Origin of the sequence: Cytobacillus firmus, assembly GCF_023612095.1 — a bacterium.
Taxonomy (GTDB): Bacteria; Bacillota; Bacilli; order Bacillales; family Cytobacillaceae; genus Cytobacillus.
Genome location: NZ_CP086235.1, coordinates 2642046 through 2662533, shown reverse-complemented (window position 1 = coordinate 2662533; position 20488 = coordinate 2642046). Strand labels below are relative to the sequence as shown.

The 20488-nt window shown below is 42.2% G+C and carries 20 protein-coding genes; 17 read left to right on the top strand and 3 right to left on the bottom strand.

What is annotated here, in order from left to right; genetic code table 11:
* Window positions 1–85: 85 nt before the first annotated feature.
* Complete coding sequence (locus LLY41_RS13500) at window positions 86–1201, top strand: thermonuclease family protein (protein ID WP_095242605.1); 1116 nt, start codon at window positions 86–88, stop codon at window positions 1199–1201.
* A gap of 91 nt (window positions 1202–1292) precedes the next feature.
* Here the strand turns inward: LLY41_RS13500 and LLY41_RS13495 are convergent, their stop codons facing one another.
* On the bottom strand, window positions 1293–1514 hold the full coding sequence (locus tag LLY41_RS13495; RefSeq protein ID WP_095242606.1) for a hypothetical protein: 222 nt from the start codon (window positions 1512–1514) through the stop codon (window positions 1293–1295).
* Window positions 1515–1852: 338 nt separating this feature from the next.
* Here LLY41_RS13495 and LLY41_RS13490 point away from each other — a divergent pair, with 338 nt between their 5' ends.
* From LLY41_RS13490 to LLY41_RS13480, 3 genes are all read left to right on the top strand, one after another.
* On the top strand, window positions 1853–2803 hold the full coding sequence (locus tag LLY41_RS13490) for a Gfo/Idh/MocA family protein (protein WP_304585613.1): 951 nt from the start codon (window positions 1853–1855) through the stop codon (window positions 2801–2803).
* Between the two features lie 168 nt (window positions 2804–2971).
* On the top strand, window positions 2972–3691 hold the full coding sequence (locus LLY41_RS13485) for a YebC/PmpR family DNA-binding transcriptional regulator (protein WP_304585612.1): 720 nt from the start codon (window positions 2972–2974) through the stop codon (window positions 3689–3691).
* Between the two features lie 362 nt (window positions 3692–4053).
* Complete coding sequence (locus tag LLY41_RS13480) at window positions 4054–4245, top strand: hypothetical protein (RefSeq protein ID WP_304585611.1); 192 nt, start codon at window positions 4054–4056, stop codon at window positions 4243–4245.
* 198 nt (window positions 4246–4443) lie between these two features.
* On the opposite strand, the gene LLY41_RS13475 is transcribed toward LLY41_RS13480, so the two are convergent.
* Window positions 4444–5043 carry a class D sortase gene (locus LLY41_RS13475; RefSeq protein WP_304585610.1) on the bottom strand — a complete coding sequence of 200 codons (600 nt, stop codon included), beginning with the start codon at window positions 5041–5043 and terminating at the stop codon, window positions 4444–4446.
* The gene (locus LLY41_RS13470) at window positions 5040–6224 is read right to left on the bottom strand and encodes a processed acidic surface protein (RefSeq protein WP_304585609.1); all 1185 of its coding nucleotides are present in this window, start codon (window positions 6222–6224) and stop codon (window positions 5040–5042) included. Before LLY41_RS13470 ends, LLY41_RS13475 begins: the two co-directional genes overlap by 4 nt.
* Before the next feature lie 360 nt (window positions 6225–6584).
* On the opposite strand from LLY41_RS13470, the gene LLY41_RS13465 reads away from it, so the two are divergent.
* The 13 genes from LLY41_RS13465 (at window position 6585) to LLY41_RS13405 (ending at window position 20451) form a co-directional block, all read left to right on the top strand.
* Window positions 6585–9971, top strand: a complete 3387-nt coding sequence (locus tag LLY41_RS13465) for a hypothetical protein (protein ID WP_304585608.1) — start codon at window positions 6585–6587, stop codon at window positions 9969–9971.
* A gap of 199 nt (window positions 9972–10170) precedes the next feature.
* Window positions 10171–11478 (top strand): phenylacetate--CoA ligase family protein, encoded by a 1308-nt coding sequence (locus LLY41_RS13460; RefSeq protein ID WP_304585607.1) that lies wholly within the window; start codon window positions 10171–10173, stop codon window positions 11476–11478.
* 34 nt (window positions 11479–11512) lie between these two features.
* Window positions 11513–12472: a 1,2-phenylacetyl-CoA epoxidase subunit PaaA gene (paaA, locus tag LLY41_RS13455; protein ID WP_095242616.1), complete on the top strand. Its 960-nt coding sequence runs from the start codon at window positions 11513–11515 to the stop codon at window positions 12470–12472.
* Between the two features lie 24 nt (window positions 12473–12496).
* The gene (gene paaB / locus LLY41_RS13450) at window positions 12497–12847 is read left to right on the top strand and encodes a 1,2-phenylacetyl-CoA epoxidase subunit PaaB (protein ID WP_095242617.1); all 351 of its coding nucleotides are present in this window, start codon (window positions 12497–12499) and stop codon (window positions 12845–12847) included.
* Window positions 12840–13661, top strand: coding sequence for a 1,2-phenylacetyl-CoA epoxidase subunit PaaC (paaC, locus tag LLY41_RS13445; RefSeq protein WP_304585606.1), 822 nt, complete (start codon window positions 12840–12842; stop codon window positions 13659–13661). The genes paaB and paaC overlap by 8 nt, the downstream gene beginning before the upstream one ends.
* 21 nt (window positions 13662–13682) lie before the next feature.
* Entirely contained in the window at window positions 13683–14180 is a 498-nt protein-coding gene (gene paaD, locus LLY41_RS13440; protein ID WP_304585605.1) for a 1,2-phenylacetyl-CoA epoxidase subunit PaaD, read from the top strand.
* A 64-nt stretch (window positions 14181–14244) separates the two neighbouring features.
* On the top strand, window positions 14245–14553 hold the full coding sequence (locus LLY41_RS13435) for an EthD family reductase (RefSeq protein WP_009334759.1): 309 nt from the start codon (window positions 14245–14247) through the stop codon (window positions 14551–14553).
* Window positions 14546–15325 carry an enoyl-CoA hydratase-related protein gene (locus LLY41_RS13430; RefSeq protein ID WP_095242620.1) on the top strand — a complete coding sequence of 260 codons (780 nt, stop codon included), beginning with the start codon at window positions 14546–14548 and terminating at the stop codon, window positions 15323–15325. The genes LLY41_RS13435 and LLY41_RS13430 overlap by 8 nt, the downstream gene beginning before the upstream one ends.
* 18 nt (window positions 15326–15343) lie before the next feature.
* Window positions 15344–16117, top strand: a complete 774-nt coding sequence (locus tag LLY41_RS13425; RefSeq protein WP_304585604.1) for an enoyl-CoA hydratase-related protein — start codon at window positions 15344–15346, stop codon at window positions 16115–16117.
* A gap of 163 nt (window positions 16118–16280) precedes the next feature.
* Window positions 16281–17147, top strand: coding sequence for a 3-hydroxyacyl-CoA dehydrogenase (locus LLY41_RS13420; protein WP_304585603.1), 867 nt, complete (start codon window positions 16281–16283; stop codon window positions 17145–17147).
* Window positions 17144–18340, top strand: coding sequence for a thiolase family protein (locus tag LLY41_RS13415; protein ID WP_304585602.1), 1197 nt, complete (start codon window positions 17144–17146; stop codon window positions 18338–18340). The genes LLY41_RS13420 and LLY41_RS13415 overlap by 4 nt, the downstream gene beginning before the upstream one ends.
* A 172-nt stretch (window positions 18341–18512) precedes the next feature.
* Window positions 18513–19388: a phenylacetic acid degradation operon negative regulatory protein PaaX gene (gene paaX / locus LLY41_RS13410; RefSeq protein WP_304585601.1), complete on the top strand. Its 876-nt coding sequence runs from the start codon at window positions 18513–18515 to the stop codon at window positions 19386–19388.
* 112 nt (window positions 19389–19500) lie between these two features.
* Window positions 19501–20451: an NAD(P)H-dependent flavin oxidoreductase gene (locus LLY41_RS13405; protein ID WP_304585600.1), complete on the top strand. Its 951-nt coding sequence runs from the start codon at window positions 19501–19503 to the stop codon at window positions 20449–20451.
* Window positions 20452–20488 lie beyond the last annotated feature (37 nt).

The window sequence follows — 20488 nt, the reverse complement described above, 5'->3', positions numbered from 1 at the left end:
ATTCATTAGTGAATTGGTGTTTAAATTTGGAAAGAAAAAAGGTATGCTTATTTAGGTGAATTTTATAAAGAGGAGACTTAAGAGTTTGAAAGTTATAAGATGGACTATTATTACTATTGTTATTGTGTTTATGCTTTTAATGAGCATAGCTGCTCCTGCTGCATTTATCGGGTTAGCAGTCTTTTTAATTGGTTTATATTTAAATAACCAGCACCGTAAATATAAAATAAATTTTAAAAAATCGGGCTGGATTATGGCAGCAGGCTTCATTTTATCCATATTTCTAGCAACTGCAGATTCCGATGCAACCGATACTGTAAATGAGCCTGAGAAGGAACAGATACAATCAGAAGAGAATGAAGCAGATAAAAAAGCTGAAGAAGAAAAGCTTGCCCAAGAAAAGGCTGAAAAAGAGGAAGTGAAAAAGCAAGCTGAGGAGCAAGCACGGCTAGAAGCAGAACAGGAAGAAAAACAGAAGCAGGAAGAGGCTGAAAAGCAAAAACAGGAGCAGGAACAAAGACAGGCTGCAGAGAGCTTGGGCCTGGAATTAGTTACCGTTGGCAGAGTAGTGGACGGTGACACAATTGAAACCTCTGACGGCAGGAAAGTCCGCCTGATTGGAGTAAACACTCCCGAATCAACAACAAGAGTGGAAGAATTCGGGAAAGAAGCGAGCCAATTCACCAAATCTGAGCTGGGTGGCAAGAAAATCTGGATGCAAAAAGATGTGTCAGACACCGATCGATATGGCCGCCTGTTGAGAATTGTTTGGCTCGACATCCCGGCGGATGATATGGAAGAAGATGAAATACGTGAAAAAATGTTTAATGCCCATTTGGTTTTAAAAGGGTATGCGGAGCCATCCACCTACAATCCGGATGTGAAATACAGTGAATACTTCAGAAAATTCGGCAGGGAAGCAAGAGAATCCAGTAAAGGGTTATGGGCCCTTGGAGATGAAGGAACGACAAAAGGGGATCTGGATTCTGAAGCTGTGAGTGGTTCTTCAAGTAATACCGGTAAAAGCGGGTCGAATGACAGCAGCGGTACAGCCGGCAATTCAACTTCTTCAGAAAGCTCAGAGTCCTATCAAAACTGTACAGAGTTAAGAAAGGTATATCCTAATGGTGTGCCATCTACACACCCTGCATATGACTCAAAGCATGATCGAGATAAGGACAATTATGCATGCGAACGATAAGAGAAGGGCTGGCTCCAGATATAGAGCCAGCCTCTTTTAATTTAAATTGGGCACTCGCCATATGATGCAAAAATTAAAATGGCCAAGTGTTCTATGAGGTTCTTTTATGGTGGCCATTCATTTTTATAAGCGAGCCTCGTTTAATCCAATAATGAAAGTTTTCTGCAGGAAAAACTCCGCGTCCATTCGATCTGTCCATTTGAATGACAACGCTGTTCTGGGTCACCTCAAGAATTTTAAGTGTTTGGGAACGGTAAAGATTTGGCATGAATGTACTTGTGATTTCAAATTGCATATCCTTATCCAGGTCCAATGGTGGTACCTCCTGATTGTTTTATTAAAATTATTATCCCCATTCAAAATTTTTCTATCCAATTATTGGCCGGTATATTTTTGGTCCATACTCTAAGAACTTATAAGATAAAGTGAAACTTCAATCAGTGGGGGTGTTCCTTATCCCCCACTGATTGTTAGTTGAACCAATCGGGCCTTTACGGGCAGTTTGACCCCCATTTATCCTCCTTTGATTCCTCTGAGTCTTAAAGAGGGGGTCTTACTGCCCGTTAGACTGCGATAAATTAGACTTTTGAATATTTGCAATTAACGTTATAATTCACTTAGTACATGATTTTTCATAAGAAGGTGAAGTATGTGAGAGAAAAGATTAAAGTTGGATTGATAGGGATGGGTGCGGTAGGGGAAAGAATACTCCGTCAATTTCGGCAGAATGAGGAGTTTGAGATTGCAGCACTTTGTGATCGAAATGCTGAACGACTTGATAAATTTAAAGCTGAGCTGCCGGATGCAGCAATGCATACCAATTATTTAAATGTACTTCAGGATGAAACCATCAAGCTGATCTATTTAGGTGTTCCGCCAAAATTTCATCATACAATCGCAATGGATATTATAAAGAGCGGCAAGCATCTTCTTTGTGAGAAGCCTCTGGCCAATTCCATTGAAGAGGCCAAGGAAATGTGTGAAGCTGCTGTGAATGCCGGGATCATACATGCAATGAATTTTCCCATGGCATATAGTCCAGCTTTTAAATTGTTTAAGGATAATATACATAATGGTGAGCTGGGTAAGATTAAGAAAGTTGAACTGCACCTGCAGTTTAAGCAATGGCCGCGTGAATGGCAGCAGAACGATTGGATATCAAGCAGGGAACAGGGAGGCTTTATCAGGGAAGTAGCGCCCCATTTCATTCACATGATTCACGATACCTTCGGAGAATTGGATAATGTCCATTCTTTTGTTGAATACCCTGAAGATGACCGATTATGTGAAACAAGTTTTTCGACTTTATTAACGCTGCCAGATGGAATTCCGGTTGTGTTTAACGGAATAGCTGGAATCGGGCAGCAAGAACATTTGTCTTTTAAAGTCTTTGGTGATAAAGGAACTTTAGATATGCAGAACTGGAGTATTCTGGTTCAAACTGGCACTGAAAAGAGCGGAGAAATTATAAAGCTTGATGAACCGGAAACCAGCCTTCCTGCAGAACTCCTGAAAGCAATAAAAGGAGATAAAGCACTATTGGTATCCTTTAAAGAAGGCTATCAGGTGCAAAAGGTATTAGAAAGAATCCTGTTGAGTTGATCAGGGGCACATTTGTGTCTCTTTTTTCTTTTGAAGCCAAGAGTCATTATTAAGAAACAATGCTCGAAAAAAACAGGTGTCTTAATGTATAATAATTTAGTGAGAGATCTTCAGAATACTGAAGACTCTATTACTTACTTGATCCAAAGTTGAAAGAGAGTGGGACATATGGGCCGTAAATGGAACAATATCAAAGAAAAGAAAGCCTCAAAAGACGCAAATACGAGCCGTGTTTATTCCAAGTTTGCACTTGAGATATATGTGGTTGCCAAGCAAGGGGAGCCTGATCCGGAAGCAAACCAGGCCTTGAAATTTGTGCTTGAGCGTGCAAAAACATATAACGTGCCACGAAATATCATTGATCGTGCAATAGAAAAAGCAAAAGGCGGAGCGGAAGAAAACTATGACGAGCTTCGCTACGAAGGATTCGGGCCTAGCGGATCCATGATTATTGTTGATGCATTAACGAATAACGTAAATCGTACAGCTTCTAATGTGCGTGCTGCATTCGGAAAAAATGGCGGAAATATGGGTGTGAGCGGATCTGTTTCCTATATGTTCGACTCAACCGCTGTTATCGGCATTGAAGGCAAATCAGAGGAAGAAGTACTGGAAATCCTAATGGAAGCAGACGTAGACGCACGTGATATTCTGGAAGAAGAAGATACGGTAATTGTTTATGCTGAGCCCGATCAGTTTCATGCAGTTCAGGAAGCATTCAAATCAGCAGGCATCAATGAGTTTGCTGTTGCTGAATTAACAATGCTCCCGCAAAATGAAGTCACCCTGGAAGCTGATGCACAGGCGCAATTTGAAAAGCTGATTGACGCCCTTGAAGATCTGGAAGATGTCCAGCGTGTTTATCATAATGTTGATTTAGGTGAATAATGGAGAAGAGGAGTCCGCTTAATAGTGGGCTCCTTTTTCATCACCTTAGATTTTTACTATAATTTTGTTATGTAAACTAAAAGTGTCCTTTTTAAGATTCATCTCAAAGAAAAGAAATCAAATTTTGTCGAAGCAATTTTTAGAACGCGTCAGTAGGTGTGAAATCATGGTGATATCAGCCGATAACTGTCGAATAGCAGAATGCTAGCTCTTGCTATTACCTTACCAGATACAGTTAATGCTATCAACTTCCCATAGAAAGAGTTTAAAATGGGCTATTGGAAAATAACTGAAATACTGATTTTTGTGTTTTAATCACTGCAGTGATGGGAACAAAAATAGGGAAAGGAGAGTTTTCACACATGAATACGTTTAAGGTTATTTATACTTTTGAAAAAGGCATTACCGTAACAGAAGAGATTGAAGCTGAAAATAAATCCGAGGTAATCGGGAGCATTAAAGATCTGGAAGGATTTGTTGAACTGACATGTACTGAAGGTCACTATCACCGATTCGATTTCGATGATGTAAAGTTAGTCACAATTACAGAATAAAGTGAAACTTCAATCAGTGGGGTTCCTTTTCCCCACTGATTGTTAGTTGAACCAATCGGGCCTTTACGGGCAGTTTGCCCCCACTTAACCTCCTTTGATTCCTCTGAGTCTTGAAGTGGGGTCTTACTGCCCGTTAGACTGCGATAAAAGGAAGGCCGGAATCGGCCTCCCCCTGAGCCCGCCTAATAAGCGGGCTTTTTAGTTTCTTACTAAATCCCCAATCAGAATATACCTCTGTGGTGCATCTCCAATAAAATTAAAAGGGTAACAGGTGGTTACAGTCAGAGTTGCCCTAGGTTTAGGAACAATAACGGTTCTGTCGTCTGCATCGACAATTCTGATTTTACGCACCTTATAGGTAAATTCCCCGGCAGAAGTACTCACGACAAGAAGATCGCCTTTCATTACTTCTCCAAGTTTACGAAAGACGGTATCCCGGTGGCCGGACAGGACGGAATTGTCTTCTTCTCCAGGGAGGACGCTGCCTGCATAATGGCCAACACCTTTGTCAAGCTCATCTTCATCTGTGCCATGAAAGATTGGCAAATCCGCTGATATCTTCGGAATTGACAAAACGCCCATTTCTTCGCCCACTTTTGGCCTGACACTGTAAAGGCTATGTGGTTCTGTTTTTTGTGAGGACTTCACTTCTGTTTTGATATTACCTTTGGGGGACTCTATATGGACTGTAGTCTTTTGACTACTCATATATGGCATAAGATTTGAGGCGGCAAGCCAAACCCCGCCCAAAATAAAAGCCAGACCAATAACTGCTTTTAAAGTGGGTTTTCTTATCACGCCTCTTTCACTTTCCGTCTGAGTAAAATGGCAATCCCTATTAGGAGAAGTCCAATGCCTGCTAAAACTCTTACAAAATAGTTTCCTGCTGTGTTTGGCAGTTTTCCGCCTTTCACAGTTTTTACATGCTTTGAAACCTGTTTCACTTTATCAGGATTTTGTTTTTTAATTACTGTTTCAGCCTGATTCATATCTGACACGGTGTCTTCTATTAGCTCAGAACTGAACATCTCAGCTGTAATAATCATATCTGCCAGGAACTGGCCTTGTGTATTATATAGCTCTATGAGCAGGTCATAGCCTTTGGTATCTTCTAAAGCTATCATTTCAGCTGTTGTTAAATGGATCTTTTCACCATCTTTCACAAGGTAAAACTCAGCATCAAGCTGGAAGAGTTTCATCATTTCCTGCATAATGCTGATAAGATCAGCAATTTCTGTTTCAGTTAAGTCGTCGGCACTGTCAAATTCACCAAATGCCATTAACCGGCTTTCAAGGTCCATCATTTTATTAAGCAATTCTGGATTCTCGAAATCCAAAGTCAAAAAATGTGCAAATAATGCTTCAAGTTCTTCATCGGTAAGATCAATGTCTCCAAGTATTTGAGTCATTTCGTCTTCACCGGGCATTTCATCACCGTCTAGATAAATGGAAACCATGATATCAAGATCCTCAATATATTCGTAGTTTTCAAGTGAGTCATCGTTCTCCTCCAGCAGAGAAATGAGCTCCTCTTTTGTAAGTCCGTAATCATTTAATAGCTGCTTTAGAGTTTCGTCGTTAATTTCAGTGCCTGTATAGGTTAAAAAAGAAACAGTTGTATCCAATGCATCAATATATTTGAAAACATCGCGAACATCATCAGCCACTTCCATTTCCCCATTCTCAATGAGCAGTGCCGTTAATTCCTCCTCATTTTCAAAACCATAGTCAGCCAGCAGCTGCTGAAGATTTTCTTCAGTAATAGGCTCACCAAGATATTCAATCATTTCTTCGATGGTCTCGAAATCTTCAATACTCATATCCCAAAAGTATTCCAGGTGGTCATTCAAGCCTTCTTCAGACCAATTTGTTTCCTTCAGGAATTCAGCCACTTCCTTATCGCTTGGAGCTGCCAGGCTGACAGCCGGAAACAGGCTGAGCAAAAGGATTGATGCTATAACAATACTTAGTCTTTTCAATGATGGTTCCTCCAAATAAAATAATTAATTCTAGAATAATATAATGGAAAAAATATTTTTGGGATAGAATTGTTATTTGAAATATTATTAGCTATAATATTTGGTTTTTTTTGCAGCAGAAAGGGGAGAGGAAATACTTATTTATCAAGGGGTTTAATAATTGGGAGCTTAGAATTCAGGTCAAACCTGCGACTTATTTTCCTTATTACACCATTTTTTCCTATAATTAAATAAAGTTTGTATAAAGCTCCTTGCGAAGTAATAAGTGCTAAAATAGGGATTGATTTATGTGTTCAAAATGTGTAATATTACACTAATAGAACCAAGCGAATATTATTCTATCTAAAAGAGGTGGATCCCTTGAACCCACAAACAGAAAAATATCATCACGACATATTTCATGCTGAACTCAGTAAATTGAAAGAGAAGGACTATATTTCATCAGAACATTATGAAATGACTCTAAAAGCCCATCATCAGTACTATCAGGACCTTGAAGAGCTGAAAAGAGAGCACATTCAGGCGGCAAAAGCTGCAGAAGAAAATAGACAAAAGGCTATTCTGCCGGCAAAAGAAACTTTGAAAAAGAAGGTATCTCAGGAAGAAATCCGTGAAAGAAACATTTCCTGGCTGCTGAATATTGGAGTCATCCTGCTCCTGATCGGCGGACTTTTTGTGGCAACAAGCAACTGGGCGACAATGTCGAATTTCATGAAAAGTGCATCCATTGCAGTGGTTTCCCTTCTTTTCTATGGCTTTGCGTTTATTTCCGGAAAGCTGCTGAAAATTGAAAGAACATCATTTGCTTTCATTGTACTTGGAAGTTTATTTTTGCCCATATTTATTTTGTCTGTCGGCTGGTTTGAACTACTTGGCCCGTATCTTTCTTTTTATGGGGAAGGACGCTATATACTTGGAACGGCTGGCAGTTTAATGATCTTTCCAGTGTATTGTGTATTTGCACATAAACTGGGCTCACGTCTTTTTGTCTGGTTTGCTTATTTTGCCATGACTGCATGTGCTGGTTATACCCTGGCAGCATTCAGCCATGAAAATGACAGCTTTTATCTTGGATTGATGGTTTTCAATGCTCTTCTGTCTGCAGCTTATCATCGCATGAAAAAGCATGCCAATCTTAAATTGTTTTCGAAAGAACTGGTTTACTTTGCTCAAATCAATTTAGTGATCTCTACTTTATTGATGCTTGTCTTTTTCAATAGCCATGTTTTTTACAGTGTGAATATCCTGCTGACTGCAGCTGTGTATTTATCGATGGTGTATGTAACAGGCAGGAAGGAGTTTCATTTCGTCTTCAGCTTACTGATTGTCTATGGTGCCTATCAGCTGATTGAAAATAGTATGTTAGATGCAGCTGGCCCGGTTTTCTATGCGCTAGCAGGAATTGGTTTTCTGTTTGTTCCTATGGTTATGGATAAGCAATATTCCTGGGAGAAGATTTTCAGACTGACCAGTGCAGGAGTTTCGATACTTGCTTTTCTTTATATTTCAATCGAAGGAATCCTATTAACGGCCGGGGAACCCTCTGTATCACTGCTGCTGGCTTATACAATACTCGCGGGGCAGTTTATATATTTGGCAAATATTATGGGAAACAGGCTGTTTGCTTACCTGGCACCTGTGTTTTTAGCTTCTGCCCTATTCCAAGCAGTTCTTATGCTGGATAAAGCCATCCCGTTCACCAATCTATCTATACCTGTTTTCATCATTGGCTTTGTGCTTTTTATCAGTTTAGGGTATCTGCTTAAATATCCGTTCTTAAAAGTCGTGGAATCAAGCTCACGCGATGTGGCAGTCAGTATTATGCTGTTTGCGGCTGTAATAGCTGCAGGACTTCTCGATTGGCTTGCTGCAGGCACCATGCTATTAATCTTCAGCTTTGTGCTGTACCTCATGAATAAGGCTGAAAATAGAATCTTTTATACAGAAACGATTCCCTGGGCTACTCCATTGACAATCGGGTTTGCCTTTATGTTTTATGGTGAACATCTGCGAAGTTATTCAAGCTTTTATCAGAATGAGCTGGGTATGGCCATGAATACCGTAATGGCAAGTATAGCCCTCCTTATCCTTTATGTCATTCTTTCTAAGAAAGGGCACCAAACTCAAGCCAAAAACGTGTTTTTAATTTCGCTGGGATTTTATACAATCTCACTGTTTACTGCCACTGCTTTGACGATCAATGAAGTTTGGATGAGACCTGCAGTATTTATAGGCGGTATAGCAATGTACCTTGCCCTGTATCAATTCCATAAGCAAAGCTGGATTCCGTTTGTGACAGCATCGATTTCACTTTTTGCTTACTTTATGATTTTGATTGGTTTACCATTTAACATTACATTTTTTAATTGGGTTCAATTTCCTTTAGGGGCATGGATCCTCCTTGGTTCGGCTTTTTATATATCAAAAAAAGACGTTGTCCTGGCTAGAGGGTTTAGCTGGATTGGCCATATCTTCATGCCTTTTGCCATGATCCTGACATTTTTCCTTTATAGGGAAAATAGTATCTGGCCATTTATAGCCACCCTGGCAGTCTATTGGATCAGTTTCAAGGTTTCTGCTAATGAGTGGAAAGTAAAAATATTCCTTTACAGCTCATTTATAACTTTGTTTATGGTGATTTTGACAGGGATGGAGCATATTTGGGAGGAGAGCTATAGTGAGTATGCCATATTATCAGTCAGCTGTGCGGTACTCATATTCTGGATGACTGGTAAAACTCAGGATAAACAGAGGAGTGTTTACTTTTTTATACCCTGGTCTGTGATGGGGCTATTGGCTTTTCTGGCGTCATATCCCTTTGGAGTTCTCCCGTTTATCGTAACTATTATCTACGCAGCAGGGATAAACTTATATATGCATAGAACCAGGCTTGATATATTAGGTGTTATTCCATTGGTTTTACTGTATGCAGCAGTACTTAAATTCCTATTCATTAACGGTATTGCTCCAGATATGAAAATTATGATTGCCGCAGGCTTCGGCATGGCTGCGGTTTTCATCGGCAAGATGGTATATGCCAAAATTTTCATGGGCAAAAAAGCTGATAGCTACACAATTATTTCCCTGCTATTTTTGCTTACCGCTTATCTTTTTCCGGCGGTTTCCCTATGGGCGGAAGTTCTCCCTGGACTACTGATTAGCGCATTTTTATTTTTACAAAGGAACAGAGTGACATCCAAATACTATAGGCTGCCTGAATTGCTGGCAGGAGCAGTATTACTGGAGCCATATTATAGTATATTAAGGATTATTGAAATACCGGATCTTGTTATAAGAGAGGCATATGTTCTCCCTTGGATCATACTGATTATATTTATCAGGAAAGTCCTGAAAGGGAAGTACTCTAAGCTGACCAGTAAAATTCAGTGGGGAGTTCTCATAGCAGTATCCTTGCTGCTTGTACAGGATGGCCTTGCAAGTAATACGGTTTATGATGCACTTATAGTCGGCACGCTCTCTCTGATCTCGATGCTTGCTGGCACTTTTTGGAGGATAAAGTCTTATTTCTTTGTAGGTTCCGGGGTTCTGCTCCTGAATGTACTGCTTCAAACCAGACCATATTGGGGGAACCTCCCTTGGTGGGCGTACCTTTTAATTGCCGGCTCTATTCTAATTTCTGCAGCAAGCTATAACGAATGGCAGAAACAAAAAACAGCAAAAGGTGAAGAGCCATTAATATCTAAATGGAAGAATAACATAGTGAATAAGTTAAAAGAATGGTCCTGAGAATTTTTACCTAGCCCTTTATTATATATGGGCTAGGTCTTTTTATTAACTTTAGAATAAATAAGTAAATTTTCAGAAAATAAGTTGACTTTTTCCTGTTTACACGGTATCTTTGTGTTAAATATATAACACTTATTTTATCTAACGATATTTAAACGTTATATTAAATTATTATCCTAATATTCTGGGAGGTCATGTCTTGATTCTGCATGATATTGAAACGGAAAGCCGCGATAAGATAGAGGAATTGCAGCTGGACCGGCTCAGGCAGACAGTGGAGAGAGTATATAACCATGTGCTTTTTTATCAGAAAAAGTTTTTGGAAAGTAATATTGCGCCTCAAGACGTTTCCAGCCTGGATGATATTCAAAAGCTGCCCTTTACTGTGAAAGCAGATTTGCGGGAACATTACCCATTCGGGCTTTTTGCTGTGGATAAAAAAGAAATTGTGCGTCTGCACGCTTCTTCAGGAACGAGCGGAAAGCCGACTGTAGTGGGCTACACCCGGAATGACATCGAAATGTGGAGCAATCTGATAGCCAGGGCAATCTCCTTAGGAGGAGGTGAACCTGGTCAGATATTGCATAATGCTTATGGCTACGGGCTGTTTACCGGCGGATTGGGCCTGCATTATGGCAGCGAACAGCTTGGCATGGCAACCGTACCTGTTTCTGGAGGAAATACAGAGAGACAAATTATGCTGATTCAGGACTTTAAGCCGGAGGTTATTTGCGGAACTCCTTCATATATTTTGAATTTAGCAGAGAAGATGGAGGAGCGGGGAATCGACCCGGCAAGTACCTCATTAAAATTTGGGATATTTGGGGCTGAACCCTGGTCTGAAGAAATGCGGAAAGCGCTTGAAGCTAAACTTGGGATTAAAGCATGCGATATTTATGGGCTGAGTGAAGTTCTGGGACCAGGTGTAGCCATGGAATGCCATGAAGCTCAGGATGGGCTGCACATTGCAGAGGATCACTTTTTTGCAGAGGTGATCGATCCAATAAAAATGACACCGCTTCCAAATGGAGAAGAAGGTGAGCTTGTTTTTACCAGTTTAACGAAGGAAGCTTTTCCTGTCATCCGCTATCGGACCGGGGACATCGCCTCCCTTTCAAAAGAGAAATGTGCGTGCGGAAGAACCACGATCCGCATGAGCCGTGTGAAAGGCCGAATCGACGATATGCTCAATGTAAATGGTGTAAACGTCTTTCCGTCCGAAATTGAGCGGTGTATTCTTCAGATGCCGGAGCTTGCTCCTCATTATCAGATCCACGTGCATAAAAAGGGAAGCTTAAAAGCTTTAGAGCTTCATGCTGAATGGGGCGAAGAGTTTTATAGGGATATGGGGGAAGCGGAATTCGTAAAAAAGAAGATTCAGGAAGCATTGAAACAAAACTGCTTTATTACCTTCAGACTTGTTCTCCATCCGCCCAAAACGCTGCCGAGATCGGAAGGGAAAGCTGTCAGGGTTGTTAATCAGGCCATGGTAAATTCAGTTACCTGAATGAATTATTTTAAACTCACTGGGGGTGAAACACATGTCAGAAGCTCTTTTCTTTCAAGAGATGACGGAAGAACAAAAATATGAGCAGTTCATGAAGCGCATTAATGCAGGAGAAAAAATTGAAGCGGATGATTGGATGCCGGAAGATTATCGTATGACATTAATCAAATTAATTTCAATGCATGGAATCAGTGAAATTATGGGAGCACTTCCTGAAAAGGAATGGGTGCCGAAAGCCCCTTCTTTAAAACGCAAGCTGGGGATCATGGCGAAGGTGCAGGATGAGATGGGACATGGTCAGCTGCTGCTTCGTGTTGCAGAGGACTTAATGAAACCTCTAGGCAAAACCCGTGAAGATATTATGCAGGATTTATTCAGCGGCAAACTGAAGTTCCATAATGTCTTTCATATGGAAGCCCCTACATGGGGAGATGCCGGTCTGATTGGCTGGCTGGTTGACGGTGCAGCAATCATTACCCAGACCAATATGCTTAACGCCTCATACGGCCCTTATGCAAGAGCACTTAAGAGAATTTGTGCAGAAGAGGTTTTTCATGCCCAGCATGGTGAAGCCATCATCATGGCGCTGGCGGAAGGAACCGACGAGCAAAGAGCGATGGTTCAGGATGCCGTTAACCGCTGGTGGGAAGCGCTGTTAATGTTCTTTGGCCCGGGTGATGCCTCTACAACAGGAACTTCGAAACAGGATACAACGATAAAATACAAAATTCGAACAAAGACGAACGAAGATTTAAGACAGGACTTTTTTACAAAATATATTCCCCGCGTTCTCTCGCTTGGCCTCACTCTGCCGGACGAGACGATGCATTTCGATCAGGAGCGGGAGCTGTGGATTTATAAGCAGCCTGATTGGAATAGGTTTAAGGACATTATTAAAAATAATGGGCCAAAATCTCAGGAGCGGCTCGGCCTCCGACGCACTGCTTATGATACTAACAAGTGGGTGCGCGAAGCTCTCAATACTGCAAATTAAACTGTTCAGATGGGAGGGGTACCTTTGGGTAACGAAGGATTCTATCAGGAATTTGAAGTTTTTAGTCAAAGAACCGATACCTCGCCTCTGCAATATCAATTTTCCCTGCTGGCGCCAAATCGGGAGCTTGCACTCGTCATGGCGCAGGAAAATTTTATGAGGAGAGAGGCGGTTGCTGATATCTGGGTGGTCAAACGCTCTGATATACGGAAGCTGACGCCGGAAGAAAAGCAATCACTTCAGCGTCTGGATAACAAAGAATACCGCACTACAAAAGGATATGGATATCTGAAGAAAAAGTGGCGCCACTATGAGCAGGAAATGCTTGATGAAAAGGAGATTCTTTCATGGGGAGGGATGAAAAAAGATGACTGAGCCAGCAGGAAATATGCCAATCGACGCTAAGATTAAACCGGCACTGACATCATTATTGTATCAGCTGGCTGACGATGATTTCATCCTTGCCTACCGGGGTTCAGAATGGCTTGGTCTGGCGCCACATATAGAGGAGGATGTCGCCTTTTCATCCATCAGCCAGGATACCATGGGCCATGCGGCTATGTTTTATCAGCTGCTGGCTGATCTCGGAGAAGGCAATGCAGACAGTCTTGCACATGCAAGAGAAGCATCTGAAAGGCGAAATGCTGTCCTTTTAGAATTGGTAAATGGCCCTGGTCATTACTTGTCTTCAGCACAATATGACTGGGCATTTGCGGTTGTAAGGAATTATTTTTATTCCCAAGCGAAAAAAATCAGATTGGAATCTCTGAAAAACTCTTCTTATCAGCCTTTAGCCGAGGTGGCATTAAAGGTCAATATGGAGCTTTATTACCACCTTCTTCACTGGAAAACATGGTTCATACAGCTGATGCAGGCTGGCGGAGAAGCCAGAACGAGAATGGAAGCGGCCATTGGGAAGGTCTTAGCGGATTTCGAAGGAGTTCTGAATTTGGGGCCCCTGGCAAAAGAAATGGGTGAACATGGCCTCATTGAAAAGGAAGAAGTTTTAAAGCAGCGCTGGCTGTTTATCATGAAGCCTGTTTTTGAATCTGTCAAGCTGGCAGTCTCAGAAGCGGACCTTGCTATGAAGACTGGAAATGGACGAATAGGAGAGCATACTGCCGACCTGGATGACGCATTGTCCACTTTGAGCGAGGTGTATAATATAAATCCGGCTGCAAGCTGGTAAGTTTTCTAAAGGGTGATGTAAATGGAGCAGGATCAAATATTGATAAAAACCGCGTTAGAAGCGCTTCATAATGTTAAAGACCCTGAAATAGATACCATTTCAATCGTTGATTTAGGAATGGTAGAACAGATTAAGGCGGAGGGCCAGTCCGTTTTGGTTAAACTCCTGCCTACTTTTATGGGATGCCCTGCCCTGGATATTATTCAAAAAAACGTTGAACGCGAGCTGGGGAAAGCAGGGATTTTTAAAAAAATAGAAGTCCAGTTTATCTATCATCCGCCATGGACGTCTGACCGGGTAACGGAGGCCGGCAGGATAAAGCTTAAGGAATTCGGGATCGCGCCACCTCCAAAATTCATAAGTGAAACGGGCGAATGGCATGTGGATTGTCCTTTTTGCGGGTCCGCATACACGACGATGGATAACCTTTTTGGCCCTACAGCCTGCCGCAGCATCTTATACTGCAAATCCTGCAGGAACCCTTTTGAAGCTATGAAACCAGTATCGACAATGATGTAGCAGGCTTTTTTTAAAAATAAAATCCAAAACTTAAAACTATTAAAAATGGAGAGGAAGTTGACAAATGGTAAAATTAATCGCTCTTTATAAGCATCCTGAAAATAAGGAGGCATTTGATGATCATTATTTTAATACGCACGCGCCTCTTACAGCCAAAATTCCGGGTCTCCGCAAAATGGAAGTTACAAAAATTGTGGGCAGCCCTATGGGAGGCGAAGGAAAGTACTATTTGATGTGCGAAATGTACTATGACAGCCATGAAGCATTGCAGGAAGCCATGAGAACAGACGAAGGCAAGGCATCAGGCAAAGACGCCATGAAATTTGCAGGTGATATTATCACACTTATGATCGGTGAGGAAGCAGATGAGTAAAAGCTATGAAACTATTGAAGTTTCACAGCAGGGAAAACTTGGTTTAATCGCTTTGAACCGGCCCAAGGTTCTAAATGCAATAAACCGCACGATGGTTTCAGAGATTCTTGCAGCGATGGAGGGCTTTGAGGCAGACTCAAGCGTCAAGGCCATCGTATTAAGCGGCAATGGAAGAGCCTTTGCAGCCGGGGCAGATATTGATGAAATGGCAAATGATCATGCAATCGATTTTGAGCTTCGCAATCAATTTAAAGATTGGGATCGCCTTGCCATGATTAAGAAACCGATAATTGGCGCGGTACAGGGATTTGCCCTTGGTGGAGGCTTTGAGCTTGCGTTATGCTGTGACTTGCTTTATGCGGCGGATAACGCGGAATTTGGATTTCCGGAAGTGAACCTGGGCGTTATGCCTGGTGCTGGCGGCACGCAAAGGCTAACTAAGCTTGTCGGAAAAACGAAAGCAATGGAATGGCTTTTTACCGGCAAAAGAATCTCGGCGAGAGAAGCCCTTCACCATGGCATCGTCAACCAGCTTATAGCAGAAGAACTTCTGCTGGAAGAAACAATGAAAGCGGCTGAGCAAATTTCCAGCCAGGCGCCAATCGCTATACGTCTTATAAAAGAAGCGGTCTTAAAGGCGGTTGACACTCCTTTAAATGAAGGAATGGAATTCGAAAGAAAGAATTTTTATCTATTATTCTCGACAGAAGATCAAAAAGAAGGAATGAATGCCTTTATTGAAAAACGCAAGCCTCATTTTAAAGGAAAGTAGAGGAGGTGTACATAGCGAATGTTTGAAACCGTAAAATACGAGGTCGGAAACGGTGTAGCATGGATTACATTAAACCGGCCGGATAAGCTGAATGCGTTCACCGAACAGCTGAATAAAGAGGTTCAGCAGTCCGTAAAACAGGCTGGAAGGGATAAAGAAGTCAGATGTCTTGTCATTACTGGTGAAGGCCGGGCATTCTGCTCCGGCCAGGATCTTCAGGGTGTAAATGAGGACATGGATCATGGAGAGGTTCTCCGGAGGTTCTATAATCCGATGGTGATGGAGATTCATAGATGCGAGAAACCTATTATCGCAGCAGTTAATGGGGTGGCAGCAGGTGCCGGCATGAGTCTTGCGTTAGCCTGCGATTTTAGGCTCCTATCTGAAAAAGCCAGTTTTTTAGAAGCCTTTATTCATGTCGGGCTGGTGCCTGACGCCGGAAATCTATACTTTCTGCCTAAGCTGATCGGTCATGCCAAAGCCATGGAGCTTGCAGTGCTCGGTGAAAAAATTAATGCAGAGGAAGCCAAAGATCTAGGCCTTGCTACAAAGGTAATTCCTATGGAGAAATGGCAGGCTGAAATAACTGCTTTTGCAGAAAGGCTTGCCAGTATGCCGACAGCAGCGATTGCCGTAATCAAGAAAAATCTGAAAGCGAGCTGGGAATCCACTCTGGAAGATAGTCTGGAGCGGGATGCACAAGGACAGCGGATTGCAGGCTTAACTCTTGATCATAAAGAGGGTGTAGCGGCATTTATGCAAAAGCGGAAGCCTGTGTTTCAAGGGAAATAGCCATTGTAAAACGATAAAGTGAAACTTCAATCAGTGGGGGTCTTACTGCCAGTTAAACTGCGATAAAACTAGAATTACTTTTAGAATATTTGCCCGTTATATGGTTTGCGAGCATCTCGTATCGGGTGCTCGTCTTTTTTTAAACTGAAAGGGGGATTATACCTTGAAAAATATTGTCGTGATCGGTTCAGGTGTCATGGGGCGCGGGATTGCGTATGTCAGTGCAGTCGGGGGCTTCCATACAACCCTTGTAGATATCAGCCAGGAGCAATTAATCCGGGCGGAAAAAGAGATTGACAGCATCTTTGAAAAAGGACTCGCGAGGAATAAAATTACAGCCGCTGATATGGAAGAAAGCAAGAACCGTCTTAATTATTCTGTAAGTCTTGCACAGCATGTAAGTAAAGCAGATCTTGTTATTGAAGCAGTCCCTGAAGTGCTGGATATAAAGAAAAATATTTTTGAAGTGATTGATCAGCACGCTTCAAAGCATTGCTGTTTTGCAACAAACACCTCTACCATGAGTCCAACTGAGATTGGATCCTTTACCAATCGCCCGGACAAAGTGATTGCCATGCATTTCTTTAATCCCGTTCATAAAATGCCGCTTGTAGAAATTATTAAAGGGCTTGAAACGAGCGAAGAAACAGCACAGTTAATAAAACATGCTGCCGAGCAGATGGGAAAAGAATCAGTCGTCATAAATGAGTTTCCGGGCTTCGTGACGAGCAGGATCAGCGCGCTCGTGGGGAATGAAGCATTTTATATGCTGCAGGAAGGTCTCGGCACTCCTGAAGATATTGATAAAGCCATTAAGCTTGGGTTGAATTATCCAATGGGCCCGTTTGAACTGGGCGACCTTGTCGGCCTCGATACGCGCCTGAATAATTTAAAATACCTTCACAGCAAGCTGGGTGAAAAATACCGGCCGGCACCCCTCCTTGAACAATATGTGAAAGCTGGCAGGCTTGGACGCAAAACGGGCAGAGGCGTTTATGATTACACTGCAAAGGAGGGTGTCAGGCAATGAGAAAAGCAGTAATCGTGGATGCAGTCCGGACTCCGATAGGAAGATATAAAGGTGCGTTAAAGGATATTCGTCCCGATGATTTGGGAGCCATCGTTATTAAGGCCCTGCTGGATAGAAATCCCATGGTGAACCCTGCAGAAATTGAAGAGGTCATATTGGGAAATGCAAATCAGGCAGGAGAAGATAACCGCAATGTCGCCAGGATGGCAGCTTTGCTCGCCGGTTTGCCTGTCGAAGTGGCTGCTTCAACGGTTAATCGGCTTTGCGGTTCTGGTTTAGATGCTGTAAATTATGCTGCACGCGCTATTTTAGCGGGAGAAGGAGATGTTTTTATTGCAGGCGGAACTGAAAGCATGACCCGGGCACCATTTGTCATGGCAAAGCCGAGCAGCGAGTATCCAAGAGGGAATATGGAAATGTTCGACACAACCATAGGCTGGCGTTTTACAAACAGCAGGCTTGAGACTATGTATGGTGCTGAAAGCATGCCCAAGACCGCAGAAAATGTTGCAGAGAGGTATGGTATTTCCCGTGAAGAGCAGGACCGGTTTGCTCTTGAAAGCCAGAAGAAGGCAAAATCAGCAATTGAAAAAGGCTTATTTGACAATGAAATCATCCCAGTTACATACATGGATAAAAAAGGGAAGGAAATTACGATTTCACATGATGAGCATCCCCGTCCGGAAACATCTTATGAAAAGCTCTCAAGTTTAAAACCCATTTTTCAGGGCGGTACTGTAACTGCAGGCAATGCTTCAGGGGTTAACGATGGTGCCTCTGCATTGCTGCTGATGTCAGAGGAAAAAGCCCGTGAACTGGGATTAAAGCCCCTTGGAACTTATATAGTTTCCGCAGCAGCAGGGCTTGAGCCGTCGATTATGGGAGCAGGTCCTGTTTATTCCACTCAGAAAGCCTTAAAGAGGGCGGGACTTGCCATGAGCGATATAGATTTAACTGAATTAAATGAAGCGTTTGCTTCACAATCTCTCGCCTGCATCAAAGAACTTGGAGCAGATCCGGAACGGGTAAACGTGAATGGGGGAGCGATTGCATTTGGCCATCCGCTTGGGGCGAGCGGCGCACGTATCCTGACAACTTTATTGCATGAGATGAAGCGCAGGAATTCTAAATATGGCCTTGCAACGATGTGTGTGGGTGTCGGGCAGGGAATATCGACCATTGTTGAGCGCTGACCATAGAGGAACTATACTTTATGGTCTTTGTTTTAAACGATTGTAGTGCTGATCTATGAAGGCAATTATTTAGTATACCGAAAAAGTTTTCAAACCTGCCTAACTTTAGTACAATACTATATAACGAAATTTTTCCGTTCAACCGGCATGATGAAATGAGGATGAAGGCAAGTTGAATACAAGATCAATGATTTTCACACTTTATGGTGATTATATTTCACATTATGGAAGCAAAATTTGGATTGGCAGCCTTATAAAGCTATTAAGTGAATTTGGCCACAATGACCAGTCTGTCAGAGCCGCTATTTCACGAATGAATAAGCAGGGCTGGGTGAGTGCAGACAAGATCGGCAATAAAAGCTATTATTCCTTAACGCCAAGAGGCCAGAAAAGGATTGAGGAAGCGGCTAAGCGTATTTTTAAATTAAAGCCTGAGGAGTGGGATGGCGAGTGGCGCATCCTTATGTATACCATCCCGGAGGAAATACGCAATGTGAGAGATGAATTGCGCAAGGAGCTTGTATGGAGCGGTTTTGGATCCATGTCCAGCAGCTGCTGGATCTCTGCTAATAATCTTGAGAAACAAGTATTTGATTTGATTGAGAAATATGATATTGCCGACTATGTCGATTTCTTTATTGCCCGATATGCAGGTCCGCATAAAAATATCGAAATTGTAGAAAAAAGCTGGAACCTGACAGAAATCAATGAGAAATACCAGGAGTTTATTTCCCAATACAGCCAGAAATATATCATTGATAAAAATAAGATCCTGAAGGGAAATATGACTGATGCAGAATGTTTCGTAGAAAGAACGAAGCTTGTGCATGAATACCGAAAATTTTTATTTTATGATCCTGGACTCCCTGAAGAGCTTCTTCCTGAAAAGTGGCTGGGCAGTCATGCTGCTGCCTTATTCAGTGAATATTATAAAGAATTGGCAGAACCTGCATCCAGATTCTTTGAAAGTGTTTTTAAAGAAGGAAATGAACTGAAAAACAGAGCTGCTGATTATGACGCATTAAATCACCCTTACATGGTTGAGTAAAAAAAGAGCCATTCTTCTGCATATGAAGCAGGATGGCTCTTTTTCTCGTATTTCTCTAATTGTCAAATTGATGAAATTAATATAACATTATTTTAACGAAGGAGGAGTTTAGTTGAATAGATTAACCAACATTTTAAATATTAAATATCCAATCATTCAGGGCGGCATGGGGAATATCAGCAACGCCATTTTGACAGCCGCCGTCTCTGAAGCCGGCGGGCTTGGCACGATCGGAGCAGGAACAATGCCTCCGGAGGAAGTTGAGAAGATAATAGTAGAAACTAAGAGTTTAACAGATAAGCCATTTGCCGTTAACATTGCCTTAAGTGTTTCCCCGTATGTTAAGGAAATCTTATCCCTTATCATTAAACATAAGATTCCTGCAGTATCCCTTTCGGCTGGAAATCCTGCCCCTTTTATACCTAAGATGCATGAAAATGGAGTGAAGGTCATTACAGTGGCCGCTTCTGTAAGACAGGCGCTGAAAGCAGAGGCAGCAGGAGCTGATATCATTGCGGCGGAAGGGTATGAGGCAGCTGGAATCAATAGTGCTCTTGAAACCACTACACTCGTATTGATCCCTCAAATAATAGGCCAGGTCTCAGTTCCTGTCGTGGCAGCTGGAGGAATCGGTGATGGCAAGGGGCTTGCCGCCATGCTTGCTCTGGGGGCGAGCGGTGTACAAATGGGCACCAGATTCATAGCAACCAAAGAGGCGCCATTTCATCCGGAGTATAAAAAGAAAATCATTGAAGCATCTGATCATGAAACCCTTATTGTGGGGCGTTCAGTTGGCAGGATACGAAGAGTGCTTTCCACCGGTTATGCCAATAAATTGCTGGATTACGAAAAACAAGGGATCTCTCTTGATGAGTTTAATAAACTAACTTCTGAAGATTATCATAAAGTTGGAGCAATAAGTGGGAACGGCGAGGAAGGTTTTATGAACAGCGGGCAAATAGCCGGCCTGATTTGTGATCTCCCGAGCGTAAAGGAACTTCTGGAAAAAATGATAGAGGATGCGGATCTTCAGCTTCAAAAGGCTATGAAGCTATTAAATTAGCAAGCAGGGTTTCACACCTGCTTGCTTTTTTGTTAAA